The sequence below is a fragment of the Micromonospora sp. CNZ295 genome, from assembly GCF_004217535.1.
On sequence record NZ_SHKZ01000001.1, the window covers coordinates 2,097,384 to 2,119,758 of the forward strand.

The window sequence follows — 22,375 nt, forward strand, 5'->3', positions numbered from 1 at the left end:
TCAGTAGCCGTACGGGTCGGTGCCGGAGGACGTGGGCGGCGCGCCGTCGCCCCCGGCGCTGGGTGAGGGGGCCGGCCCGCCGCCGCTGCCGACGGTGATCGGCGCGGTGGCCTCGGCCCCGGCCGGTGAGTGGTTGGCGTTGCGCAGCGACACGTGCATCGTGTGCTGGCCCGAGGGCGCGTCGGTGATCTGGGCGGTGTCCGACTCGACGATCAGGTAGTCGGATTCGTTGTCGTCGAACCAGATGTGGACATGGTGCTGGCCGGACTCACTCGGGCCGAGCGGCACGCTGCTGTCGACCTTGACGGTGAACGGGTTGGCGACGGTCGCGCCGCTGACGGGCTCGACGACGACGACCGTCAACCCGCCGCTGTCGTCCCCGGTCGCGCCGTTCGTTCCGGTGCAGGCGGTCGCCGTGGCCAGCATCGCCATGGCTGTCGCGATCCTGAGTCTCATACCGGTACTACCTGCGCCGACGTGCTGCGGGATCTCTCGCCGCAGAAGAGATCCCGTACCCGCGTGTTCTGCGTAGTACTGAATGTGGGTGTCAGTGACGAGGCTCTGGTCGCCGGGATGGCGGCCGGGGACCCGCAGTCCACGGCGAGCTTCGTGCGCCGATTTCAGGCCCGGGTCTACGGCCTGGCGGTCAGCATCGTCGGGACGACGGCCACGGCCGAGGACGTCGCTCAGGAGGCGTTCGTGCGGGCCTGGCGGTACGCCGGCGGCTACGATCCCCGCCGTGGCGCCGTGCTGCCGTGGCTGTTGTCCATCACCCGCAACGCGGCGATCGACGCGATCCGGCTGCGCCGTGATCGCCCCTACGAGCCGGAGGTGATGCTGTCGCTGCTCACCGCTGCGGAACGTGCCACCACCGAATCGGCCGACGAGGTGGCCGACGCCGACCGCATCCGTGTCGCCCTGCGCAGCCTGCCACCAGAACAGGCCGTCGCCATCGTCCTGGCGATCTTTCACGGACTCACCGCGAAGGAGATCGCCGAGCGGGAGGGCGCACCGCTGGGCACCGTCAAGACGAGGATCAGGCTGGGCATGGCCCGGCTGCGCGACCATTTCGAGGTACGTGATGAGTGAGCTGCCAGAGTGTCGCGACGTGCACGGCCTGCTGCCGGAGCTCGCCGCGGGCGCGGCGGCCGGGGATGACCGGGCCCGGGCACTGGCCCACGTCTCGGGCTGCCAGGACTGTCGCCGGGAGCTCGACGAGCTGGCCAGGACCGCCGATGCCGTCCTGCTGCTCGCGCCCACCATCGAGCCCCCGCCGCGGTTCGAGAGCACCGTTCTCGCCCGGCTGGACGCGGCGCCCGCACCGCCACCCCGGCGGCTGCTGGCCCGCCGGCGAGTCGTGGCGGCCCTGGCGTTCGCGGTCTCCCTGCTGGTCGCCGCAGGCGGCGGTGCGCTGGTCAGCCAGTCGCGTACCGCGGAGGACCGGCGCCTCGCCGACCAGTACCGGCAGACCCTCGCCGTCGCCAACGGCCGCTACCTCAAGGCAGTCGCCCTGACCACTGCCGACGCGCGACCGGCCGGAACCGTCTTCCTGTACCAGGGAAACCCGTCCTGGGTACTGGTCACCGTCACCGCCGCCCCGGCCGACGGCGCCTACGCCGCCCTCGCCGTCGACCGTGCCGGCGCCACTCACGCGATCGGCACCTGCCAGGTCACCAACCGCACCGGAACCTACGGATACCAGCTAGGTCTGGCGGTCGCCGAGGTCAGCCAGGTCCGCCTTCAATCGGCCGGCGCCGTGCTGACCGGCAACCTGTAGGCGGTCGGACAGCGCCGAGAACGACGCATCCGGACACAGTGGGTGGACCGGCAGCAACGGGGCCGGCTTCCGGTCGCGGCCGGATGCGATGGCGAAGTCACCCGCCGCCGCCACGGCTCTGCCGACGAACCGAGGGCGGGACGCTCGCCGGGCTGCGGGTGCCACCGGAATCCGCTCCGAACGTCCGGCTCTACCTCACCTTCGCGTTCGCTGGCGTGCCCGGCGAACGCGACGCCCTGGCCGTGTACCTCGATGAGCAGATCATTGCCCGCGAGCGGGCGCGGCCGGCGGCGCCCGGCCCGGCCGACGCCGCTCCGCTGATCGCGGCTGCACGACCGGCGGATCGCGGTGCGGCGGCGGCCGTCGGATGCTCGTCACGGCCGGCGCCGCCCGCGAACACCGGGAATGCGAGGCGCGGCCTGCGGCCGCTCAGCCGCAGTTGCCCCAGCTGTACCGGCCGGCACCCTGCCAGCTGGTGCCGTAGAGGACCTCGCCGCTGTACATCACGCACTTGTCCCGCGCGGAGCGCTGGATCGCGGCGTAGTACTTGAAGTTTCCGGAGTCGTAGACCCAGGAACCGCCCGACACCCGGATGCCGGCGGACATCCCGGTCGTCGAGCCGACGGCCACCCGCTTGAGGGTGGCGACGCAGTTGTAGCCGCTGGCGCTGTTGTACATCAGGTAGACGTCGCCCACCTTGGTGCCGTCCGGCGCGGTGATCGACCGGTGGCCGTCGCTGACGTGGGCCCACGCGCCACCGAAGTCGTTGTTGCAGGCCTGCGCCGCCGTGAACGGATTGGTCGCGGCCTGTGCGGGTGTGGCGAGTGTCAACGCCGCAACGGTCGCGGAGAGAGTCGAGATGGCCAGCCGTCGGGCGAATCGGCGCACACAGTCCTCCAATGCTCAGGCGCGAAGATCGCGCACGTGAGCCGCCATGATCCCATAGTGGATGGTGGCCATGATCAGAAGCCGGCACGAGACCGCCCGGTTCTTGATCGCGTTGACGCTGCGCCGTATCGCCCTCCGGTTCCAGCGGAGGCGAACCGCGTGAACGGTGACAGGCGCGTCGCGCCTGTTTCACCCACGAGCCCGGTCAGCAGGGTGTATAAGTGTTATGCAAGGAGGGCCGGTAATGCTTATATCGACGACTGCCTGGCGGTTGCTGACTGAGGCCGGTGTCACGCTCATCCCGCGCGACGCCGACCACATCGAGCTGACGTGCGCCGGTGCCCGGGCGACGCTAACTGTCGTCGCGTCTCCGACCCCGCTGAGCCCTAGAGACATCGCTGCTCTGGTCCGCCGCCATCCAGAACCTTGTCTGATCGTCGTGCCGGCGGCTACGCCCGCCGTTCAGGAAGCAATCGAGGCGGCCGGCTGGTCTTGGTTGGTCGACAACGGGCAGCACGTAACCGGATCGCTACGCGTCGGCAACGAACGAATCGCCCTGCAGCCTCCGGTAGACGCGGTCAAGCGATCCGGCAAGCCCGGTCCGATGCCGTGGGGGACCTTCACCCTGGTTCGCCGGATGATCCAGCGTCCGTACGCCACCCAGCAGGAACTGGCCGCCCTCGTCGGCGTCTCCCAGCCGCGAGTCTCCCAGGCCCTGCGCGCGCTGGCCGACGAGCACATCGTGCACCGCGCACCGGGTGGATGGACGGTCCGGGACATCGATCAGGCGATCCGGTGGTGGCTGGCGACCTACCCGGGGCCGGGCGGAATCAGCACCTACTGGTACGGCTTGACGCCAGCGGTCGAGCAGGCCCGGATGGTCGTCGCGGCAGCCGAACCAGACAGCGTCGCTGTCTCCGGAGATGTCGCGGCCGACATCATCGCTCCCTGGCGCGCCCCGGCCCGGGCGATCCTCTACGCCCACACCGGAGTGGACCTGGCGAATGCCGGCCTCGTCCCCGCTGGCGAGGAGGAGGCGACGCTCGAATTCACCGTGCCGAGGGACCCGGGACTGTGGCAGCCGTCCGGCACGGAGCTACCCGCCACGACCGGTCTTCCCCTCGCCGACCCGCTCCAGGTCCTCTGGGACGTGCGGCGTGCGCCGGGCCCCGACAGCGAGGAGGCGGCGCAGCGCGTGTGGGATGCGTTGCGCCGTCGTCACCGTGAGCGGGGGTATGCGGCATGACCGAGCCGAGGCCAGCGAGTCCGGTCCCGGCCGAGCAGGTGCCGCTGCGCGAGACCGCTGATGCCGACTTCGCCGCGTTGCCCACCGTCATCGCCGATCCTCGCCTCCCAGCCGCGCTCATCGAGCGTGGCTACCGGTCCCGGGAGGCTGCCAACCGATTCACGCGGGACGCGGATGATCAAAACGGTCAACTGAGCCTGGTGATCGACATCCTCGCGCCGTCGTACCGAGGTGGGTTGGTGCCCAACCAGCGCCACGGCGATCTGGTGGTAGACGAGGTACCGGGCCTCGTTCTTGCGCTGCACCGGCCCGCCGAGCTGCTGGACGTCCGCGTCCAGCTCACTACCGGTGAGGGCCTGCGCCTGCGCCTCGCGCTCCCGGACGTGACGTCCGCGCTCTGCCTGAAGGCGCTCGCCTACCGCGGGCGGTTCGCGTCGAAGGACGCAGTCGACCTGTGGCGGCTCATCCATGCGGCGTACACCGCCGGGCTTCGGACTGCTGACTGGCCGGTCAGCGTCACCGGTCGCCAGGCCGCGGACGTGCTGCACCGGTTCTTCGGCACACCCGCCGCGGCCGGCCTCAAGCAGATGTCCCCCAGCGCCGCGGACCGCACTCGGATGCAGGCCCTGGTCCGACAGGTGGTGCCACCCGGATAGCCGCTGGGCTCATGTGGGGCTCGACGAATGGGGGCCTTGTCGGTCATGAGGAAGGTTTTCGACTTCCAGCCCCCCATCCCAAGGGTCCGATATGGATTGCTGAACGTACTCTGCACAAGGGGTAGCGAGCGCTGCCCGCCACGGTGACGAGCGGAGCCCCGGGGCCCCGGACGTCGGTTGGGCCAAACAGACGGGGGATTCCATGTTCGAGCGGCTGGGCACATTCGTCGTGCGCCGAGCGTGGTGGGTCATCGCAGGCTGGTTGCTCGCGGCGTTCGCCATCATCTTCACCGCACCGTCGCTGGGCGACATCACCTCCGCCGACCAGGAGAGCTTCCTGCCGCGTTCCTACGAATCGGTGCAGGCCACCGAGCTCGGCCAGAAGGCGTTCCCGCAGGCGGCCACCGCGACCGCGATCATCGTGGTCAAGCGCGCCGACGGGCAGCCGCTGACGCCAGCGGACGAGGCGAAGGCGGGCCAGCTCGCCGAGTCGCTCAAGGCCGCGAACATCCCGCACACGTCCGGTTATGTGACCGGTCCGCCGGCGGTGGCGCCGGACAAGTCGGTGCAGGTGGTCAACGTCGGGCTCGACGCCCCCGCCCCGGACGACCCGGCGCTGCTCGACGCCGTCCGCGACCTGCGGACGGCCATCGGCCCGGAGCTTGTGGGCAGCGGGCTGACCGCGGGCGTGGCCGGCGACGTGGCGAGCTTCGTCGACAACGAGGACACGTTCAACGAGGCCTTCTCGGTGGTCGGCATCGCGACGATCATCCTGATCATCGGACTGATCCTGATCATCTTCCGCAGCCCGATCGCCGCGTTGCTGCCGATCGTCGTGATCAGCGTCGTCATGAGCGTCACGACCGGGCTCGTCGCGGTCGCGGGCAAGGTATTCGACCTCACCGTCAGCCAGGATCTGCAGACGATCCTGCTGATCGTGCTGTTCGGCATCGGCACCGACTACATCCTGTTCCTGCTCTTCCGCTACCGCGAGCGGCTGCGGGCCGGTGACGACAAGCGCACCGCGATGATCGTCTCCGTCCAGCGGGTCGGCGAGGTCATCACGTCGGCCGCGGGGGCGGTCATCGTGGCGTTCCTCGTGCTGCTGCTGGCCTCCCTGGGTTTCTTCGGCTCCCTCGGCCCGGCGCTCGCGATCGCCGTCGGCGTCATGCTGGTCACCTCGCTCACCCTCATCCCGGCGGTCGTCTCGCTGCTCGGCCGGTTCGTCTTCTGGCCGTCCAAGGCGTGGCAGCGTGCCCCGAAGGCCACCGTGCCGCACCGCCTCGGCACCGCCATCGGGCGCCGGCCGGCGCTGGTCGCGGTGGCATCCGGCGCCCTGCTGGTCGCCCTCGCCGCCGGCGTGCTCGGCTACAAGGCCGACTACGACTTCAGCGCCGGCTTCCCGCAGGACACCGAGTCGGCGAGGGCGGCGAAGGACCTGCAGCGCGGGTTCGCCGCGGGCGCACTCGCCCCCACCGAGGTCTACCTGACCACCGACAACGGGACACCGCTCACCGAGCAGCAGGTCAGCGACTTCGCGGCGGCCGCGGCGAAGGCGCCGGGCGTCGGCCAGGCACAGCCACCGGAGCGCGGCAGCGACCCGAGTGTCGCCAGGGTCAGCCTGCTGCTCAACGAGAACCCGGTCTCCAACGAGGCGATCACGCTGGTCCGCGAGGACCTGCGCGACGCCGTGCACGCGGCCGCGCCGCCGGGCACCCGGGCGCTGGTCGGTGGGACCACCGCGATCTTCGCGGACATCAACTCGGCGAACAACCGGGACCTGTCGGTGATCCTGCCGGTGGCGGCCGGCCTGATCGCGCTCATCCTCGCGTTGCTGCTGCGCAGCCTGGTCGCGCCGATCTACCTGGTGATCGCGGTGCTGCTGAACTTCGCCGCCACGCTGGGCGCGACGGTCTACGTCTTCGAAGGGCTGCAGGACCAGCCCGGCGTCACCTTCCAGCTGCCGATCATCCTCTACCTTTTCGTGGTCGCGATCGGCACCGACTACAACATCCTGATGATCGCCCGACTACGCGAGGAGGCACGGGAGGGCAACGAGCCGCGCCAGGCCGCCGCCATCGGCGTCGAACACGCCGGCCCGACGGTCGCGGCCGCGGGCCTGATCCTCGCCGGAACGTTCGCGGTGCTGATGCTCGCGCCGATCTCGTTCCTGCAGCAGATGGGCTTCGCGGTGGCGATCGGGATCGTGCTGTCGGCGTTCGTCATGTCGATGTTCTTCGTGCCCGCGCTGACCGCGCTGATCGGGCACACCGCGTGGTGGCCGGGGCACGGGGACCAGCGGCCGGCCGGTGGGCGGCACGCCGCGTCGGCGTCGGCGAGCGTGACGCAGACGTAGCGGGGGGCCTCCCGCTCTGCTACCGCACTCGGACGCGGGCCCCGGCCGGCAGGTGGTGCCGGCCGGGGAGCCGCTGAACTCAGTGGACCTCGACGAAGGGGCGGTTGAGGTGCGCGGTGGCGAGCACCGCGCGATCACGGCGGGCCGAGTCGAGCAGGCCCCGGCGGGTCAGCCGGGCCAGGTCCTGGTCCGCCTCGTACCGGTAGGCGACATCCGGGTCGGCGATCTGCACGGCGTGCACGAGCACATCGCCGGTTACCACCACCTGGTCGTTACGGCCCCCCTCCACCAGCACCGACTGGTGCCCCGGCGTGTGGCCGGGAGTGGGCACCACCCGGATGCGGTCACCGCGACGGCCCACCGGGGTACGCCGGGTGGGCGTCGCGGTGTCGCCGCTGAGCACCACCGCGCCGTCCACCGCGTGCAACTGCCCGGCCGACTGCAGCGGCCGCACCGCGTACCCCAGCATCTCGCTGCCACTGGCCTCCAGCGCGTCGAGCTCGCGCTGCTGCACCACGTACCGCGCGTTGGGGAACATGGGAGCGCCCTCCGCCGTGACCGTCCAGCCGGCGTGGTCCTCGTGCAGGTGCGTCAGCACCACCGTGTCCACCTGCCGCACGTCGATCCCGTTCTGGGTCAGCACCTGCGGCAGCGCGCCCGGCACCGGCGCCCACGCCGACGCGGGGCTGCCCTCCGGCCCGACACCGGTGTCGACCAGCGTGTACCGGTCGCCGGGGCGGCGGATGGCGTAGCAGCGGAAGTCCAGGTTCCACGTCCGGTCCGGCCCGAACGCGGCCGGGTCGATGCGCCGCGCCGCCGCCCAGTCCCGGTCCGACGCCCCGGCGAAGGCGTCGTCGTAGCTGAGGAAGAACGGGCCGGCGGCGTCGCGCAGCGCGAGGACGTCGAAGCAGCCCACCGAACGGCTGGCCGGGCGGTCGGGCCGGGCACTCGCCTGCGCGGGGCGGGCGGCGAGGACACCGCCGCCCACGGCCGCCGCCCCGAGCAGCAGGGTCCGCCGGCTGATCGATCCTTGCGGGTACGACACGGAGATCTCCTTCGTTGACGGGGTACGCCGACCGTCGGGGGCCGGCCCGGCCGACCTGTGGGCCGGCCGCGGTCAGGAGATCAGCGGGCCGAGGGTGGGTGCCAACCATTCGAGAGGCTTCTAATGTTGGCGCTGTGCTGACCCTCCACGTCGACGCGGACCGGCTCGTCCGGTCCCGGTTCGCGCTGTCGCGACTGACGGAGGTCACCAACGCCCTGGAGGTGCTCGCCCACCCGGAGCGGGCGCCGTACGCGCGCAGCTGGGTGACCCACGCCCGGCGCAACCTCGACCCGGGCGCGGTCGACGTGCTGTTCGAGCTGGTCAACGCCGCCGCCGGGTACATCCCCGACTTCCTGTCCCCGCTGCCCGGCACGTACGAGCCGACGCTCGAAGAGGAACTCGCGGCCGTGGCGGCGACCACCGCCGAGGACGTCGACCGGCAGCTGCGGATGGCGTACCGGATCGGCCCGCCCCCGCCGGAGGTTCTGGAGCGCAGCCCGACCGGACGCGACCCGCGACCACCACTACCGGCCACGGTCGCCCGGGTGCTGGCCCGCCGCGGGGAGGCGGCGCTGCTCACCCGCGTCGTCGACCAGCTCAACCGCTTCTGGCGGCACACCCAGGCCGACCTGTGGCCGACCCTGCACCGGGTGCTCGACGAGGACATCCGGCACCGCGCCACGGTGGCCACCCGGACCGGGCTCGCCGACATCGTCCGCACCCTCGACCCGCGGCTCACCTGGGACGGCAGTCGGGTCACTCTCGACTCGCACTCCGAGCTGTCCCTCGACGCGGCGCAGGGGCTCATCCTGGCGCCGTCGGCGTTCCTGCCCCGCCCAGCGGTGTACCTGGGCGATCCCGGCCTGGTCATGGTCGGCTACCCGGCGCGGGGGCGGGGCCAGGTGTGGTCGCAGCCCACGGCGGTCGGCGAGGAGACCGGCGTGCTCGGGGCCCGCCGGGCCGCTCTGCTGACCGACTTGGGTACGCCGTTGACAACCACGGAGCTGGCGGTGCGGCACGGGATCAGCCCGGCCACCGTGTCGTACCACCTGGGGCGGCTGCGGCGGGCCGGGCTTGTGGTGTCGTCGCGGGACCGGCATGAGGTGCGGTACGAGCGGACGCGGTCGGCCGCGGAGATGCTGCGGGCACTGCGCGCGGGGTAATGACGGCGCGGCTGACGATCGGGTAGTCGGCCGTCCTGCTGGCCCGCTCGGCAAAGTGTGTGGTTCGTCCTGATGGCGTCTTGGTGAGGTTGAGGCGGCGCCGGAGGCCGAGGCATGGAGGATTGTCCCAGCAGCAATTACTCGTCGTCGGACTCGAGTTCCCGCTGCACCGCCGCGCCGGCGTCGGCTTCCGGTCGACGGCGCCAGTCAAGCGCTACGACGACGCGGCCAGCTGCAGAGACTTCGAGGCCAAGCTCCCGGCTACGGTGCAGCCGGGAGCCTTCTGCCGAGTCGGTCTGGCGGTTCTCCGGATCGGGACTGACCGCAACGAGCAAACGAGGGCCTTGCGCGCCATCGATGCCTGGCACTGTCCGCCACTGGCCGCGCCATCGTGGCCGCATTCCGGGGACGGGTTGCTGGGGCGCAGTCTCTAGTACGGCAGCCGCCGTTCGGGATCATGGCTGAAGTTCGAGGTTGAGGCGGCGTGTGTAGTGGGATCGTCGAGCTCTGGCTTGATGCCGGCGTCGCCAGCCTGACCAGTGCAATCGATGGGCGAGGTCGCTGATCGGGCGGATGATGCAGGCGTTGATCAGGCGGCGGACCTCGTTGACGGTCAGCTTGATCAGTCCGGTGTCGGCCGGGTCGTCGTCGGCGGCGTCGGCGGCGCAGATCGCCAGGACGGCGAGGGCTGCCAGGGCGAGGGTGGTGAAGCGGTGCCAGGAGTCCCAGCGGCGGACCTGGTGCTGGTCCAGGCCGACCTGGCTCTTGGCGGCCTGGAAGGCTTCTTCGACGGTCCAGCGGATGCCAGCGACCCGGACGAGTTGGGCGAGGGTAGCCGGGTATGGCGTCCAGCAGCGGTAGAAGGCGAGCTCACCGGTGGTGGTGTTCTTTCTGATCAGGAGGCTGTGCTGGCCGCCGTCGTCGGGGTCAGCGTCGGTGCACACGTCGTCCAGCCAGGCCCAGTCGTAGAAGCGCGGTCCCTTCGACCCGGCGCCGGCTGAGCGGCGCTGCCACGCCGAGGCGGGTAGGTCAGCGGCGATCCGGTCGGCGCGGACCCGGGTCTTGCCGCCGTCGAGCGGAACCAGGTGGCTGCGGGACACGGCCAGGACGTAGCCGAGTGCGTGTTCGCGCAGGTGGGCGCGGAAGGCGGCGCTGTTGCCGTAGGCCTCGTCCGCGGCGGCCCACCCTGCGGGAACACCGGCGTCGAGGGCAGCGGTGATCATGTCAGCGGCCAGCTCCGACTTGGTGGCGAACTCGATCTCGTCGGGCACCCCGGCGGCCTGGCAGCGATCCCGATCGTCGGTCCACGACGCCGGCAGATACACCTGCCGGTCGATCAGGGTGTGCCCGTCGGCGCCGGCGTAGCCCAAGAACACCCCGACCTGGCTGTTTTCGATCCGCCCAGCGGTGCCGGTGTACTGGCGCTGCACCCCGACCGAGTGCATGCCCTTCTTCAGGTCACCGGTCTCGTCGACCACCAGGACCGCGTCAGGATCGCCGAAACGGTCGGTGACCAGCTGCCGCAGGTCGTCACGGACGCCGTCGGCGTCCCACACCGCCCGGTACAACAACCGCTGCATCGCGTCCGGCCGCGCGTGCCCGGCCTGCTCGGCCAACTGCCAACACGTCTTGACCTCAAGATCGGACAGCAGGCCCGTCACGAACTCTCCCGCCGCACGGCGCGGCTCCACCCGCCCGAACCGGTCCGCGAAGCACCCCAGCACCTCCGCCAGCACCCGCTCCCACCGAGCAACGGCTACGCTGTGGCACGCGGCCACCGCAAGATCTGATGTTGTGTCCACAACGCACAGACGATCACGCGGTGGCCGTCTCGCGTCCCCCCGATTCACCAGCAAGATCTCAAACGGCGGCTGCCGTACTAGGAGTTGGATCTCCCGATCCTCGATGGTCCGACTAATGATTTCTTGTTTCGCTGACTGTTCCCGCTCTCGTCCGGTAGTCGCATCCGAATACATGTAGCCGGTACGCATCTCCACTGATTCATCAACATCAATAATGTCGCCGTCCGGCGCTGGTCTTCGCGCCGATCGAACCGTTTGTTCTAGGCGGTGCACAACGGCGAGATCAGCCGTCGGAGTGGATGTGTCTTCCGTGAAGCGGAAGAAGTCGATGGTGGTCTTGTCCCGCTGCATCCAGCTCCACGCCATGCACACCGGGTCACAGCCTGGCCGGCGGCTCCATTTCAGCAGCTCATCGAGGCGGCTTCGTTGCGCCGAAGCAGTCAGAACGTTCTGGGGCGGGCGACGGCTTCGGCCGCGCGATTCCCCAGCGAGTACCGCCCCTCCGCCAGCGAAGCGAAGGTCGGGTCGATGGCCTTGGCTTGGATAGACGTCCTGGAGAGGTAATGGCAGCGCGTCGAAGTGAGCGACATTGTGGAGCTTTGGCTCATCCTTCCGTACAACCGCCGTCAACGCGCCGAGCGCCAACACCTCGGTGGCGAAGCGCCGAATATGGGACGACGAAGCATCGAATGCTCGGTGTCGCCGAAGTGCGTGGCCGGGCGGGGTCTGTCCAAACAAGGACATGACCAGAGCCATCTCCCGCTCGACAAGCTCCATCAAGAGGCTCCCTCGATAGGGAACCGCCAACGCATTCACCCGAAGAACTTCCGCGAGGTTGAGCTCGAGGGGGCGCTGCTGAGGATGTTTACATCGGTAGGGCCGACCGGGTTGCCTGGCGACGGAACCGACACCAGGAACCTCCTAATCCTGACTTCAGCCATTCAGGTCTCCCTGCCGGTCATGGCCATCGGAGATCGGAGTTCGCCTGGAGGAATCATCCTACTCGTCAGCCGGATGTCCCCGATGTCACCAACTCGACAATCATTCATGATGCGCTATCAAGCCGCGCCCTAGGCGGCGATAGCTCGGGCTGCGGCGTACACGTCGGCGGGGAGCGGGTGCTGCAGCTGCCAGATGATGCGCATGGGCCGGTCGCCGGTGTGCTCCCGGTAGGTCATGGCGCCGGCGTAGAGGTAGGCCGGCGCACCGAGGTCGCGGTCAGCCATCTTCGTCTCGCGTACGAAGAGGTGCACCGTCGAGCCGTGCTTCTCGTGGTTGATGTAGCGCTGCCCAGTCGCTGACGCCGAGGACGTGGTGCTCTGCGACTCCCACTGGAACAGCGTCTGGGTGATGGCCCGGTCGGCGTACATGGTGGTGGGGGAGTAATGCTCTTCCGACTTGACCAGGGTCACGAAGAAGAGGTCGGCCTGGGCGTTCGGCAGCCACTTCACGCCTTCGCGCAGCGACCCCGGGTTCGGCATGCCGAAGGCGGCGCATGCCTCGTTGCGGCTGTACCGGGCGTGCACCTGCAGCGGCAGCCCGTCGACCGGCACCGTGACCCGGTGGATTCGGTCCCGCAGCACCTCGGCCACCTGCCGCAGTTCCGCGCAGCGCGCCGGCTCGGCCCAGAGCCGCGACAGCCGCTCCTCCCGCTCGGTCAATGGCGCATTCGGACCCCAGAGGTCGAAGTGCAGCATGTCCCACAGCCGCCCGGCCTCCGGCCGCTCGCCGGCCGCCACCCGAGCCAACAGATCGAGCCGGTCCAAGTCGTCGAGGTGCAGCATTCGCCCAATCGCCCTGCCCAGCTCACGGTCATCGGGACCGGGCGGCGAGGTCTCCAACCCGGCGAGCCGCCGTAGCCCGGTCCACCCGCCGATGCTTGCCGACCGGTAGATGTCCTCGATCTCCACGCCAGCCTCGCGCAGGAAGTCGCTCAGGCTCACGTCCCCGAGCAGCCGCAGCTCTCGGGTCAGGCCGGTCCTCGAGGTCGGCATCGCCGACTTCAGGTTGGCCAGCACGACGTCCTTCGTCACCCGGTCGAGCTGGATGTGGCAGCCGCTCGGCAGGGACGGGAAGTCATCGCGTACGGCTTCGGTGATCGCCCGCCGGCTCACCCCGGTCAGGGCCCGCCAGCGCAGGTCGAAGCGGAAGTTGGCGTGCTGTCCGCCGATGAAGTCGAGGACGGTCAGGCAGGGCTTGTCGTCGTCCAGCCGCAGGCCACGGCCGAGTTGCTGGAGGAAGATCGTGGCGCTCTCGGTGGGTCGCAGCATCAGGATCGTGTCGACCATCGGCAGGTCGACACCCTCGTTGAACAGGTCGACGGTGAACAGCACCCGCAGCGTGCCGTCTCGGAAGTCCTTGAGGAGAGCTTGCCGCCCGGTGACGACTCGGGAGGTCACCGCCGCCGACGGGACGCCGTGCTTGGTGAACCAGTCCGCCATGAACTCGGCGTGCCCGATGCTCACGCAAAACCCGAGCGCCCGCATCCGTCCCACGTCGACGGTGTCTCGTACCGTCCGCAGCACCATCCGCGCCCGCGCATGGTTGCCGGTGTAGACGCCGTCCAGCTCCGCTGGGTCGTACCCCTGCCCGCGCTTCCACCGCAGCTGCGACAGGTCCACGTCGTCGTGCAGCCCGAAGTACTGGAAGGGTGCCAGCAGCTGCCGCTCCAGGGCCTCCCACAGGTGCAGCTCCACGGCAGCGCGGCCGTCGAACCACCGCCGCACGTCGCCGCCGTCGCTGCGGTCCGGGGTCGCGGTCAACCCCAGGAGTACGCGCGGCCGCAGCCGCTCCAGCAGTCGGGCGTACGTCGGCGCCTCCGCGTGGTGGAACTCGTCGACGATCACCATGTCGTACGCCTCGGGGTCGATCTCACGCCGGTGCAGCGACTGGATGGAGGCGAAGACGTGCCGCCAGTGCTGCGGCTCCCGCCCTCCGACGAGCGTTTCGCCGAAGCTGCCGTCGCCCATCACCTGCCGGAACGTCGCCAGGCTCTGTCGCAGGATCTGCTCCTGGTGGGCAACGAAGAGCAGCGAGTCGACGGTCTTCTCGCGGTGGAGCCGGCGGTAGTCGAGCGCAGCGACCACCGTCTTGCCGGTACCGGTGGCCATGACGACGAGGTTCCGCCAGCGGCCGTGGACTTTGCGCTCGGCGTCGAGGTCGGCCAGGACCTCGGCCTGGTACGGGTACGGCCGCACGTCCAGGTTCGCGATCTCGGTGGGCGCCTCGTTGGGGCGCTCCCCGCGCAGCGCGATCCGGAGGCGGTCGGCGTCCTTGCCGGGCTCATAGTCCTCGAAGGCCGGGTCGTTCCAGTAGTCCTCGAACGTCGCGGTGAACGTGTCGATCACGTGCGGCTGCTCGAGGTTCGAGATGCGGACGTTCCACTCGACGCCGTCGACCAGGGCGACCTTCGACAGGTTCGACGAGCCGACGTAGGCCGTGGTCGTGCCGGTGCGGCGGCGGAACAGCCAGGCCTTGGCGTGCAGGCGGGTGGTCCGGGTCTCGTAGGAAATCTTGATATCGGCGCCGAGCTCGGCGAGCCGGTCGAGGGCTCGCTGGTCGGTTGCCCCGAGGTAGGTCGTGGTGATGACGCGGAGGCGGCCGCCGCGGTCGATCAGGTCGCGGATTGCTGGCTCGACGATGCGCAGGCCGTACCACTTAATGAACGCGCAGAGCAGGTCGACCTGGTCTGCGGAGGCCATCTCGTGGGTGACCTCGTGGCCGATGCGCGGCTGGTGGCGGCCGTTGACCAACAGCGCACCGGTGGAGAGTGGCGTGGTCGGGTGCACCGGGAAGGCAGGTGCGGCCGGCGGGGTTGGCGGCGCGGCGATGGCGTGGAGCAGGCGTTGGGTGTCCGCGATCTGGTCTGCGGTGTCGACCGCACGCGGCTCGGCCTGGGCGATGCTCTCGGCGATTCGGTTGGCCAGCTCAACCTGGCGGGCAAGCTTGTCGTCGCCACCGCCGACGGCGAGCAGCGCCCGCCGGGCCAATCCTGCGATGTGCCGAGCGAGCACGTCGGGCGCATCGGCCGGTTCGATCTTGTCGTGTTGGACCAGGACTGGATCGACCTGCTGAAGCCGCGCGGCGAGCTGTTCGGTGATCAGGTGCTCGTAGATGCCCCGGTCAAGGTCGGCCACCCCGGGAACCTAACAACTTTCCGCAGGTCAGTGTGTCCGGTGCCGACGCCGATCGCTGTAGTTGACCTTGCAGTTGCCCGTCGGATATGAAGCACGGGTGACCGCCCCGCATTGCCCCCAGCCTGGTGAGCACTACCTCACCGAGGTCAACAAGGGCTCCATCCGTATGCAGACCTGGCAGCGACACCTCAACGACATGTACGCGCGCGGCTATCGGCTGGCGCACGTCTTCGAGCAGGATGGCAACACCGTCCAGGTCTACGAGCATCACTGGCATCCCGACGGCTTCCGCGCCTGAATCCTCCGACTGGGTGCCCCATTCCCACGGGATGGGGCAGACAAGGTGAGCCCCAGGCCATAGCATTGATGCTATGGCCTGGGGTAGCGTCGAGCTGGAACCAGAAGTCCGAGCATGGCTGGAGGAATTGCCGGGCGAGTACTTCGCAAGAGCTGCGTTCTATATAGATCTGCTGGCAAGCCGAGGTGTGTTGCTCGGCGAGCCGTACACCAGGCAGCTCGATGGCAAGTTGCGAGAGCTGCGGTTCTACCTGGATCGTGACGCCGTCCGTCTGACCTACTGGATAGCCTCTGAGCGAAGGATCATCCTTCTGACGGTGTTCCGGAAGACACGGATGCGGGAGGACCGAGAGGTCGAGCGGGCTCGCCGGGCGCTCGAGCGTTGCGTGGCTGAACGGCATACCGTGGTCGAGGGGGCAGAGTGATGGCTGATCGGGTTGACTGGAATGACCTGCGGGAACGCCGGATGGCCGAGCCCGGTGTGGCTGAGGCATACGAGGCGGCACGCCTTGCCTTCGAGCTCGGCCAGGAGGTGCGACACCTGCGGGAGCGCAATGGCTGGAGTCAGAGTCAGCTGGCACGGGCCGCGGGCATGACGCAGTCGGCGGTTGCCCGCTTCGAAGCCGGCGGCACCGTCCCGACCTTGGCTGTTCTCGAACGGCTCGCTCACGCGTTGGACCGCAAGCTGGACGTGAAGTTTGCGCCGAAGGCGGATGCCGCCTGATCAGGCGCACCTGTCGGCAGCACCGGGTAGGGGACAGCGAAGCTGGCTGCGAAGCTCAGGTCTCAGTAGAGGCGCGCTCGAAGAGGCGTTGGCGTTCGGCGGCCACGACCTCTCGGACGAGTTCAGCCTCGGACAGGTCCACCGCCTCCGGGGTGGCACCGGCCAGGTCGCTGACCCGGGCGAAGTCGTCGAAGAGCTGCTTCTTCCCGGCGAGCAGTTCGACGATCCGCTGATCGACACTGTCTTCGGACAGCAGCCGGTGAACCTGCACCGACTGCACCTGACCCATCCGGTGTGCGCGGGCGATGGCCTGGGCCTCCGTCGTGGGCTTGAGCTGCGGCTCGCAGATGACGACGACGGACGCGGACTGGATGTTGAGCCCGACGCCGCCGGCCACGATCTGCGCGACGAGAACGGCGCCGTGCTTGGCCGATGCGAACCGATCCACGATCTGCTGACGGTGGCTCGCCGGAACCGACCCGGTCAGGGGTCCGAACACCGGTCCCGGAAGGGACCGGGCCACCAGGTCCAGCACCTCCCTGAAGTAGGAGAAGACGATGACCCGCCGCTCGTTCTCCTCCGCCTCACGGACGACCTCGATGAGCCGTTGCAGCTTCGCGGACTGCGGCCCCTGGAGCATGGCGGCCTGGCGCATCTCCATGAAGTTCCCATGCTCGACCGCCGCTCGATAGCGGGAGGTGTCCGCCGTGGACATGGGCAGCCATTCCTCGACCTCGATGAGTTCCGGGAGCTCGGTCAGGACGTCTTCCTGGTTGCGGCGCAGATAGGCGGGTGCGACCTGCCGCCGGAACATCCTCGGCGAGAGGTCCGTGGCGTCGACGGTGAGGTCGGGGCGTACGTAGGACGCCAGATTTCGGAACTCGTCGACCTTGTTCTCCAGCGGCGTGCCGGTGAGCAGGATCGCGCGGTCCGCGCGCCCGATGAGTTCCTGCGTCCTCATGGATCGCTGCGCATACGGGTTCTTGATGTAGTGGGCTTCGTCGACCACGACGCATGCCAGGGCGGGAAGCTTTTTCAGGGCCCGCTCCCACCAGCCGAGGGTCTCGTAGGTGGTGATGGCGACCCCGCCGTCGCGCACCCAGGCCCGGGCGGCGTGGTCGCGCCCCGGTCCGTGGACGCGGTGCGGCCGCAGCTTCGACTTGCTGGTCACCTCGCGGACCCAGTTGGTCACCACCGCGGCCGGGGACACCACCAGGAAGTGGGTCTCCCCGCGGCTGCGTAGGTGGGCGAGGACGGCGAGGGCCTCGACCGTCTTACCGAGGCCCATCTCGTCCCCGATGATGACCTTGCGCTGCACGAGGGCGAAGCGGGCCGCGAAGCTCTGATAGCCGCGCAGCGACGCCGTCAGGTGTTCGCCGCTGAGTGCCTGGTCACGCACTGCCTGGATGATCTCCTCCGGGAGATCCCCGTGCGCCGAGTCGTCGTCCTCCGTGACGAACCCGAGCTCAGAGAGCATCGCGAAGTAGTCGGCGGGTCGGGCGAGGAAGTCGTCCCACGGGTCCGCGCTGACGCTTCTCGGGGCGGACGCGGAGGACATGCCGAGCAGTTCGGCCCGTCGTTTGACGATCTGGATGCTTTCGCGCACTGCTGCGGCGGGGAGCGCCCGGGTCGGGATCACGAGGAGGTGACTCGTCTTGCGGTTGATGGCCTTGCCCAGCGGTGCGAGCTCAGTGGCGCGCTGCAGATCGGCTGCCGCACCTCGCGTCTGCCGGTACGCGTCCCATTCGGCGAGGCAACGCAGGAGATGGGTGGTCTCCGGATGGCGGTTGCTGATGTCGATGCGGACCGGCATCTCGTCGTACGTGGTCTGCCAGATCGCTTGCGCTGCTCCGACCATGCGCCGTGCGGACGTCTCCCCGACGCCTGGGAGCGCCTGAAGGGACGAGCCGACCTCCAGCACATCCTGGACCGTGCTGACGCCCGCCTCGACGAGCGGCCCCAGCCGGAGTCGATCGCGGGTGGCGGTCTTCAACGCATCCACCGGCATCTCCTGCAGGACCCGTTGGACCTCGGCGCGTCTGACCTTCTCACCCGCGTCGCGCACAGCCGAGCGGTACGACGCCTCGCCGGCGACGACCTTGTCGATGACGGCCAGCGCCTCCGGCAGGCCCTCGAAGACCGACCGGTCCAGAATTTCCGGCTCGGGGCCCGTCAACCCGGAGACGAGATCGAAGCGAAGGGCCGGGTCGAGCAGCGCGTCGATTTCAAGTCGTGCCGTGTCGACGGGCGCGGTGAAGACGGCGAGCTGCTCCAGACGACCCTGTGCGCCGACCCCGGTGATTGCCGCGTGGTGACGACGCAGGTACTCACCGGCGGCCTCCGCCGACTGCTTCCGCGCCGACCCGAGGAAGAAGCGACGCACGTTGAGCAGCCGGCTGACGTCGGCGATGGCGCTCGGCACATCCTTGGTGAGCAGCCGCAGCAAGGCCGAGTCGTCGGCCGTCGTCCCCGGGAGGTTCGCGCGCTCGCGCAGGCGCCTCACGATGTCGGTGTCGCTCGCCCAGAGTGGCACTACGCGCCAGGTCGGCTGACCAGCCCGGTCGATTCCGACACTGCGTGAGCGCAGCTCCCGCTCGCCGCTGCCGGCGGCGTCCCGGACAGCCTGGTGCCAGGCCTGCACATCCGCGGCTTGCAGACCCCACTGTTTGAGGTCCGCCACGAGGCGGCGAATCTGCTCGCGCTCTGTCTTGTCCATGCCTCGCCAGAAGTCGGATGGGTCAGCGGAGCGTATGGTATGGCACCCGTCCGACAGGACGGGACCTCCAGGGATCCCGGCCGTTGGCGCAGGTCAGTAAGCTCTGCAGGCGGTTGATCTGGGGGTAGTCGGTGAGGCTTGAGGATCTGGCGGCCGGTGTCCGGGTGGCCGGGGTGGTGCCCGGTGAGACGGTCTCGGTGATCGCCGCGCAGTGGCACGGCCCGGACGCTCTGGAGCTGACCTTCAAGACGCTCAACGGGGGCCTGCGCCAGCAGGTGCTCTTCCGGGCCGACGAGGCCAAGCTGAGGGCCTCCGATGCGGGCAGCCGGCCGTTCGACGCCGATGCCGACGAGTTCCGGCTGGTCGCTGAGGCTCAGCGGATCTCTCTGGCGGGGTTGTTCGACCCGATGTTGGCGGTGGCCACGAGCGACGTGCAGCCGTTGCCTCACCAGATCCGGGCCGTGTACGGCGAGATGCTCGACCGGACGCCGCTGCGGTTCCTGCTGGCCGACGACCCGGGCGCCGGCAAGACGATCATGGCCGGGCTGTACGTCAAGGAGCTTCTGCTCCGCGACGACGTGAAGCGCTGCCTGATCGTCGCGCCCGGTGGACTGGTCGACCAGTGGCAGGACGAACTGTTCTTCAAGTTCGGCCTGCGGTTCGACATCCTCACCACGGCCATGGTCGACGCCGCGCTCGGGTCGAACGTGTTCGAGCAGTACCCGTTGCTCATCGCGCGCATGGACCAGCTCGCGCGCAACGAGGACCTGACGGCCCAGCTCGACGACGCCGAGTTCGACCTGGTCGTCGTGGACGAGGCCCACCGGATGGGTGCGCACTACTTCGGCGGCAAGCTGAACAAGACCCGGCGCTTCCAGCTCGGCGAGCGGCTACGCGACCGCACTCGTCACCTGCTGCTGATGACGGCCACCCCGCACGCCGGCAAGGAGGAGGACTTCCAGCTCTTCCTCACGCTGTTGGAGCGTGACGGCTTCGAGGGCAAGTTCAAGGCCGGCGTTCACAATCCGGACACCAGCGGGCTGATGCGGCGCATGGTGAAGGAGGATCTGCTCACCTTCGAGGGCAAGCCGCTGTTCCCCGAGCGCATCGCCCAGACCGTGCCCTACGAGCTGACCACCGACGAGCAGGACCTCTACGAACGCGTCACCGAGTACGTGCGGGAGGGGATGAACCGGGCCGCCCGGCTGGACGACAAACGCCGCAACACCGTGGGCTTCGCGCTCACGGTGCTGCAGCGTCGCCTGGCCTCCAGCCCGGAGGCGATCTACCAGTCGCTCGTTCGGCGCGCCGAGCGACTCAAGCGTCGCCGTGACGACCTCATCCGCGGCCGTGGCGTGAGTGACGAGCCCGCCCCGATCGACCTGCGCGACCTGGACGACGACGAGCACAGCGCCGAGGAGGTCGAGCAGCTCGAGGAGGAGCTGCTGGACTCGGCCACGGCGGCCCGCACCATCGAGGAGCTCAACGTCGAGCTGGCCGACCTCGACGAGTTGATCCACGTCGCCCGCCGGGTCCGTAACCTCGACACCGATCGCAAGTGGGTCGAGCTGCGCAAGATCCTCAAGGACAACCGCCTCATCCACCCGGGCGCGGAGAAGGCCCGCAAGCTGATCATCTTCACCGAGCACCGCGACACCCTGAACTACCTCGCCCGCAAGATCCGCTCGCTCTTCGGGAGGCCGGAGACGGTGCAGGCCATTCACGGTGGTGTGCGGCGCGCCGACCGACGGACCATCACCGAGGAGTTCACCAAGAACCCGACCTGTCAGGTGCTTCTGGCGACCGACGCCGCCGGCGAGGGGCTCAACCTTCAGGCCGCCCACCTGATGGTCAACTACGACCTCCCGTGGAACCCCAACCGCATCGAGCAGCGCTTCGGACGCGTCCACCGCATCGGCCAGACCGAGGTGTGCCGCCTCTGGAACCTGGTCGCGGCCAACACCCGCGAGGGCGAGGTGTTCACGCGGCTGCTGCAGAAGGTCGAGGAGCAGCGCAAGGCCTACGGCGGCAAGGTCTTCGACGTTCTCGGGTCGGCCTTCGACGAGACGCCGCTACGAGAGTTGCTGGTCGAGGCCATCCGTTACGGCGACCTGCCCGAGACCCGCGCCAAGATGGAGCAGGTCATCGACGCCTCGGTCGCCCACGGCGTTCAGGAGCTCCTCGAGGAACGCGCCCTCACCCACGACGCCATGTCGGACGCCGACCTGACCCAGATGCAGCGCCTCATGGAGGAGGCTCGCGCCCGGCGGCTGCAGCCGCACTACGTCGAGTTGGCCTTCCGCCTCGCGTTTCAGCGCCTCGGCGGCCGGCTCACCAGACGTGAACGCGGCCGCTACGAGATCAGCCACGTGCCCGCGGCCATCCGCGCCGTCACCAGGCACGGCCCCGTGGCCAACCGCTACGAGCGAGTCACGTTCGACCTCGATCGCATCGACGTCGACGACAAGCCGCGTGCCGACCTGCTCGCTCCAGGTCATCCGCTCCACGACGCCGTTGCCGAGCTCACCATCACCCAGCTCCGACCCTCGCTCGAGCGCGGCACCGTCCTGGTCTCGCCGCAGGTCGAGGAGCCGACGCTGCTGGTCGGCGTGGTGGAGGAGGTCGTCGACGGCACCGGGGAGTCGATCGCCCGGCGGTTCGGCTACGCCTACGTCGACGCCGCCGGAGAGGTCACGCCCGCCGGCCCGGCGCCGTACCTGGACTGCGTACCCGCTCCGCGCACCCCGGCCGTGGCCGCAGCGACGAAGCTGGCGTGGCTCGGTGAGGCCGAGTCCCGGGCGAGGACCTGGATCATCGGCCACCAGCTCAAGCAGTACCTCGCCGAGGTCTCGCCCCGCCGGCTCGCGGAGACCGAACGGACCCGGAAGCGGGTCGACCAGCGGCTGGCGCATGAGTCGAACCGGCTCATCGACGAGGCCGTCGCCGCCCAGGAGAAGGAGCAGGCCGGCATCAAGCCGAAGGAGAGTTCCGACAGCCTCATCCGCAAGGCACAGGACCTCCAGGCTCGCCGGGAGAGCCGTCTGGCGCTGCTGGACCGGCAGGCCCAGTTGGCCACGAAGCCGCCCCGGATCATGACCGCAGCTCTCGTGTTGCCGCTATCTCTGGTCGGTAGCGAGATCCCAGCGGATGCCCCGATCCATGCCTCAGAGACGAATTCCGTCGAGCGGCGTGGAATCGATCTGGTCCTTGCCGCCGAGCGTTCTCTCGGCCGAAAGCCGCAGGAGCAGAGCTTCCACAACCCCGGCTACGACGTACTCTCCATCCCCGCCGACGGCGGCCCCTCGATTCGCATCGAGGTCAAGGCACGGTTCCAGGGAGCCGAGGACTTCCACGTCACCCACAACGAGATCGTCACCGGCAAGAATGCCGCCCCGCACTATCGGCTCGCCCTGGTCACCGTGAGCACGGCCGGCCCCGAGTACGACCAGGTGCGGTACGTCGCCGACCCGTTCCCGGGCGTGGACGTCGGGGATCTGGATGGGACCGGCCTGCGGGTCAGTTGGTCGAGGACGTGGAACGCCGGCATGACGCCCTTCTGATTGACGGCG

16 protein-coding genes are annotated in these 22,375 nt (G+C 69.5%); 10 read left to right on the top strand and 6 right to left on the bottom strand.

The window, feature by feature from the left end; genetic code table 11:
- Positions 1-456 carry a hypothetical protein gene (locus tag EV376_RS30125; RefSeq protein WP_165437972.1) on the bottom strand — a complete coding sequence of 152 codons (456 nt, stop codon included), beginning with the start codon at positions 454-456 and terminating at the stop codon, positions 1-3.
- 84 nt (positions 457-540) lie between these two features.
- Between EV376_RS30125 and EV376_RS10025 the strand changes: the two genes are divergently transcribed.
- Both EV376_RS10025 and EV376_RS10030 read left to right on the top strand, forming a co-directional pair.
- Positions 541-1,089: a sigma-70 family RNA polymerase sigma factor gene (locus EV376_RS10025; RefSeq protein ID WP_207228095.1), complete on the top strand. Its 549-nt coding sequence runs from the start codon at positions 541-543 to the stop codon at positions 1,087-1,089.
- Positions 1,082-1,777, top strand: a complete 696-nt coding sequence (locus tag EV376_RS10030; RefSeq protein WP_130322010.1) for a zf-HC2 domain-containing protein — start codon at positions 1,082-1,084, stop codon at positions 1,775-1,777. Before EV376_RS10025 ends, EV376_RS10030 begins: the two co-directional genes overlap by 8 nt.
- A gap of 429 nt (positions 1,778-2,206) precedes the next feature.
- Here EV376_RS10030 and EV376_RS10035 read toward each other — a convergent pair whose 3' ends face one another.
- Positions 2,207-2,665, bottom strand: coding sequence for a hypothetical protein (locus tag EV376_RS10035; RefSeq protein ID WP_130322012.1), 459 nt, complete (start codon positions 2,663-2,665; stop codon positions 2,207-2,209).
- A gap of 637 nt (positions 2,666-3,302) precedes the next feature.
- Between EV376_RS10035 and EV376_RS30130 the strand changes: the two genes are divergently transcribed.
- The 3 genes from EV376_RS30130 to EV376_RS10050 all read left to right on the top strand — a co-directional run bounded on the left by EV376_RS30130 (position 3,303) and on the right by EV376_RS10050 (position 6,923).
- Positions 3,303-3,911, top strand: a complete 609-nt coding sequence (locus EV376_RS30130; RefSeq protein WP_165437973.1) for a helix-turn-helix domain-containing protein — start codon at positions 3,303-3,305, stop codon at positions 3,909-3,911.
- Positions 3,908-4,567, top strand: coding sequence for a hypothetical protein (locus tag EV376_RS10045; RefSeq protein WP_130322016.1), 660 nt, complete (start codon positions 3,908-3,910; stop codon positions 4,565-4,567). Before EV376_RS30130 ends, EV376_RS10045 begins: the two co-directional genes overlap by 4 nt.
- A gap of 202 nt (positions 4,568-4,769) precedes the next feature.
- Positions 4,770-6,923 (top strand): MMPL family transporter, encoded by a 2,154-nt coding sequence (locus EV376_RS10050; RefSeq protein ID WP_130322018.1) that lies wholly within the window; start codon positions 4,770-4,772, stop codon positions 6,921-6,923.
- 79 nt (positions 6,924-7,002) lie between these two features.
- On the opposite strand, the gene EV376_RS10055 is transcribed toward EV376_RS10050, so the two are convergent.
- Entirely contained in the window at positions 7,003-7,968 is a 966-nt protein-coding gene (locus tag EV376_RS10055; RefSeq protein WP_486482573.1) for an MBL fold metallo-hydrolase, read from the bottom strand.
- A 134-nt stretch (positions 7,969-8,102) separates the two neighbouring features.
- Between EV376_RS10055 and EV376_RS10060 the strand changes: the two genes are divergently transcribed.
- Positions 8,103-9,131: a winged helix-turn-helix domain-containing protein gene (locus EV376_RS10060; protein WP_130322022.1), complete on the top strand. Its 1,029-nt coding sequence runs from the start codon at positions 8,103-8,105 to the stop codon at positions 9,129-9,131.
- 455 nt (positions 9,132-9,586) lie between these two features.
- On the opposite strand, the gene EV376_RS10065 is transcribed toward EV376_RS10060, so the two are convergent.
- On the bottom strand, positions 9,587-10,852 hold the full coding sequence (locus tag EV376_RS10065; protein ID WP_130328596.1) for an IS701 family transposase: 1,266 nt from the start codon (positions 10,850-10,852) through the stop codon (positions 9,587-9,589).
- 1,151 nt (positions 10,853-12,003) lie between these two features.
- Positions 12,004-15,069 (bottom strand): DEAD/DEAH box helicase, encoded by a 3,066-nt coding sequence (locus EV376_RS10070; protein WP_130322024.1) that lies wholly within the window; start codon positions 15,067-15,069, stop codon positions 12,004-12,006.
- Positions 15,070-15,166: 97 nt separating this feature from the next.
- Here EV376_RS10070 and EV376_RS10075 point away from each other — a divergent pair, with 97 nt between their 5' ends.
- The 3 genes from EV376_RS10075 (at position 15,167) to EV376_RS10085 (ending at position 16,090) form a co-directional block, all read left to right on the top strand.
- Positions 15,167-15,367 carry a hypothetical protein gene (locus tag EV376_RS10075; RefSeq protein WP_130322026.1) on the top strand — a complete coding sequence of 67 codons (201 nt, stop codon included), beginning with the start codon at positions 15,167-15,169 and terminating at the stop codon, positions 15,365-15,367.
- Between the two features lie 73 nt (positions 15,368-15,440).
- Entirely contained in the window at positions 15,441-15,791 is a 351-nt protein-coding gene (locus tag EV376_RS10080) for a type II toxin-antitoxin system RelE/ParE family toxin (RefSeq protein ID WP_130322028.1), read from the top strand.
- On the top strand, positions 15,791-16,090 hold the full coding sequence (locus tag EV376_RS10085) for a helix-turn-helix domain-containing protein (protein ID WP_130322030.1): 300 nt from the start codon (positions 15,791-15,793) through the stop codon (positions 16,088-16,090). Before EV376_RS10080 ends, EV376_RS10085 begins: the two co-directional genes overlap by 1 nt.
- Positions 16,091-16,145: 55 nt before the next feature.
- Here the strand turns inward: EV376_RS10085 and EV376_RS10090 are convergent, their stop codons facing one another.
- Complete coding sequence (locus EV376_RS10090) at positions 16,146-18,806, bottom strand: DEAD/DEAH box helicase (protein WP_130322032.1); 2,661 nt, start codon at positions 18,804-18,806, stop codon at positions 16,146-16,148.
- Positions 18,807-18,937: 131 nt separating this feature from the next.
- Between EV376_RS10090 and EV376_RS10095 the strand changes: the two genes are divergently transcribed.
- Entirely contained in the window at positions 18,938-22,366 is a 3,429-nt protein-coding gene (locus tag EV376_RS10095; RefSeq protein ID WP_130322034.1) for a helicase-related protein, read from the top strand.
- Positions 22,367-22,375 lie beyond the last annotated feature (9 nt).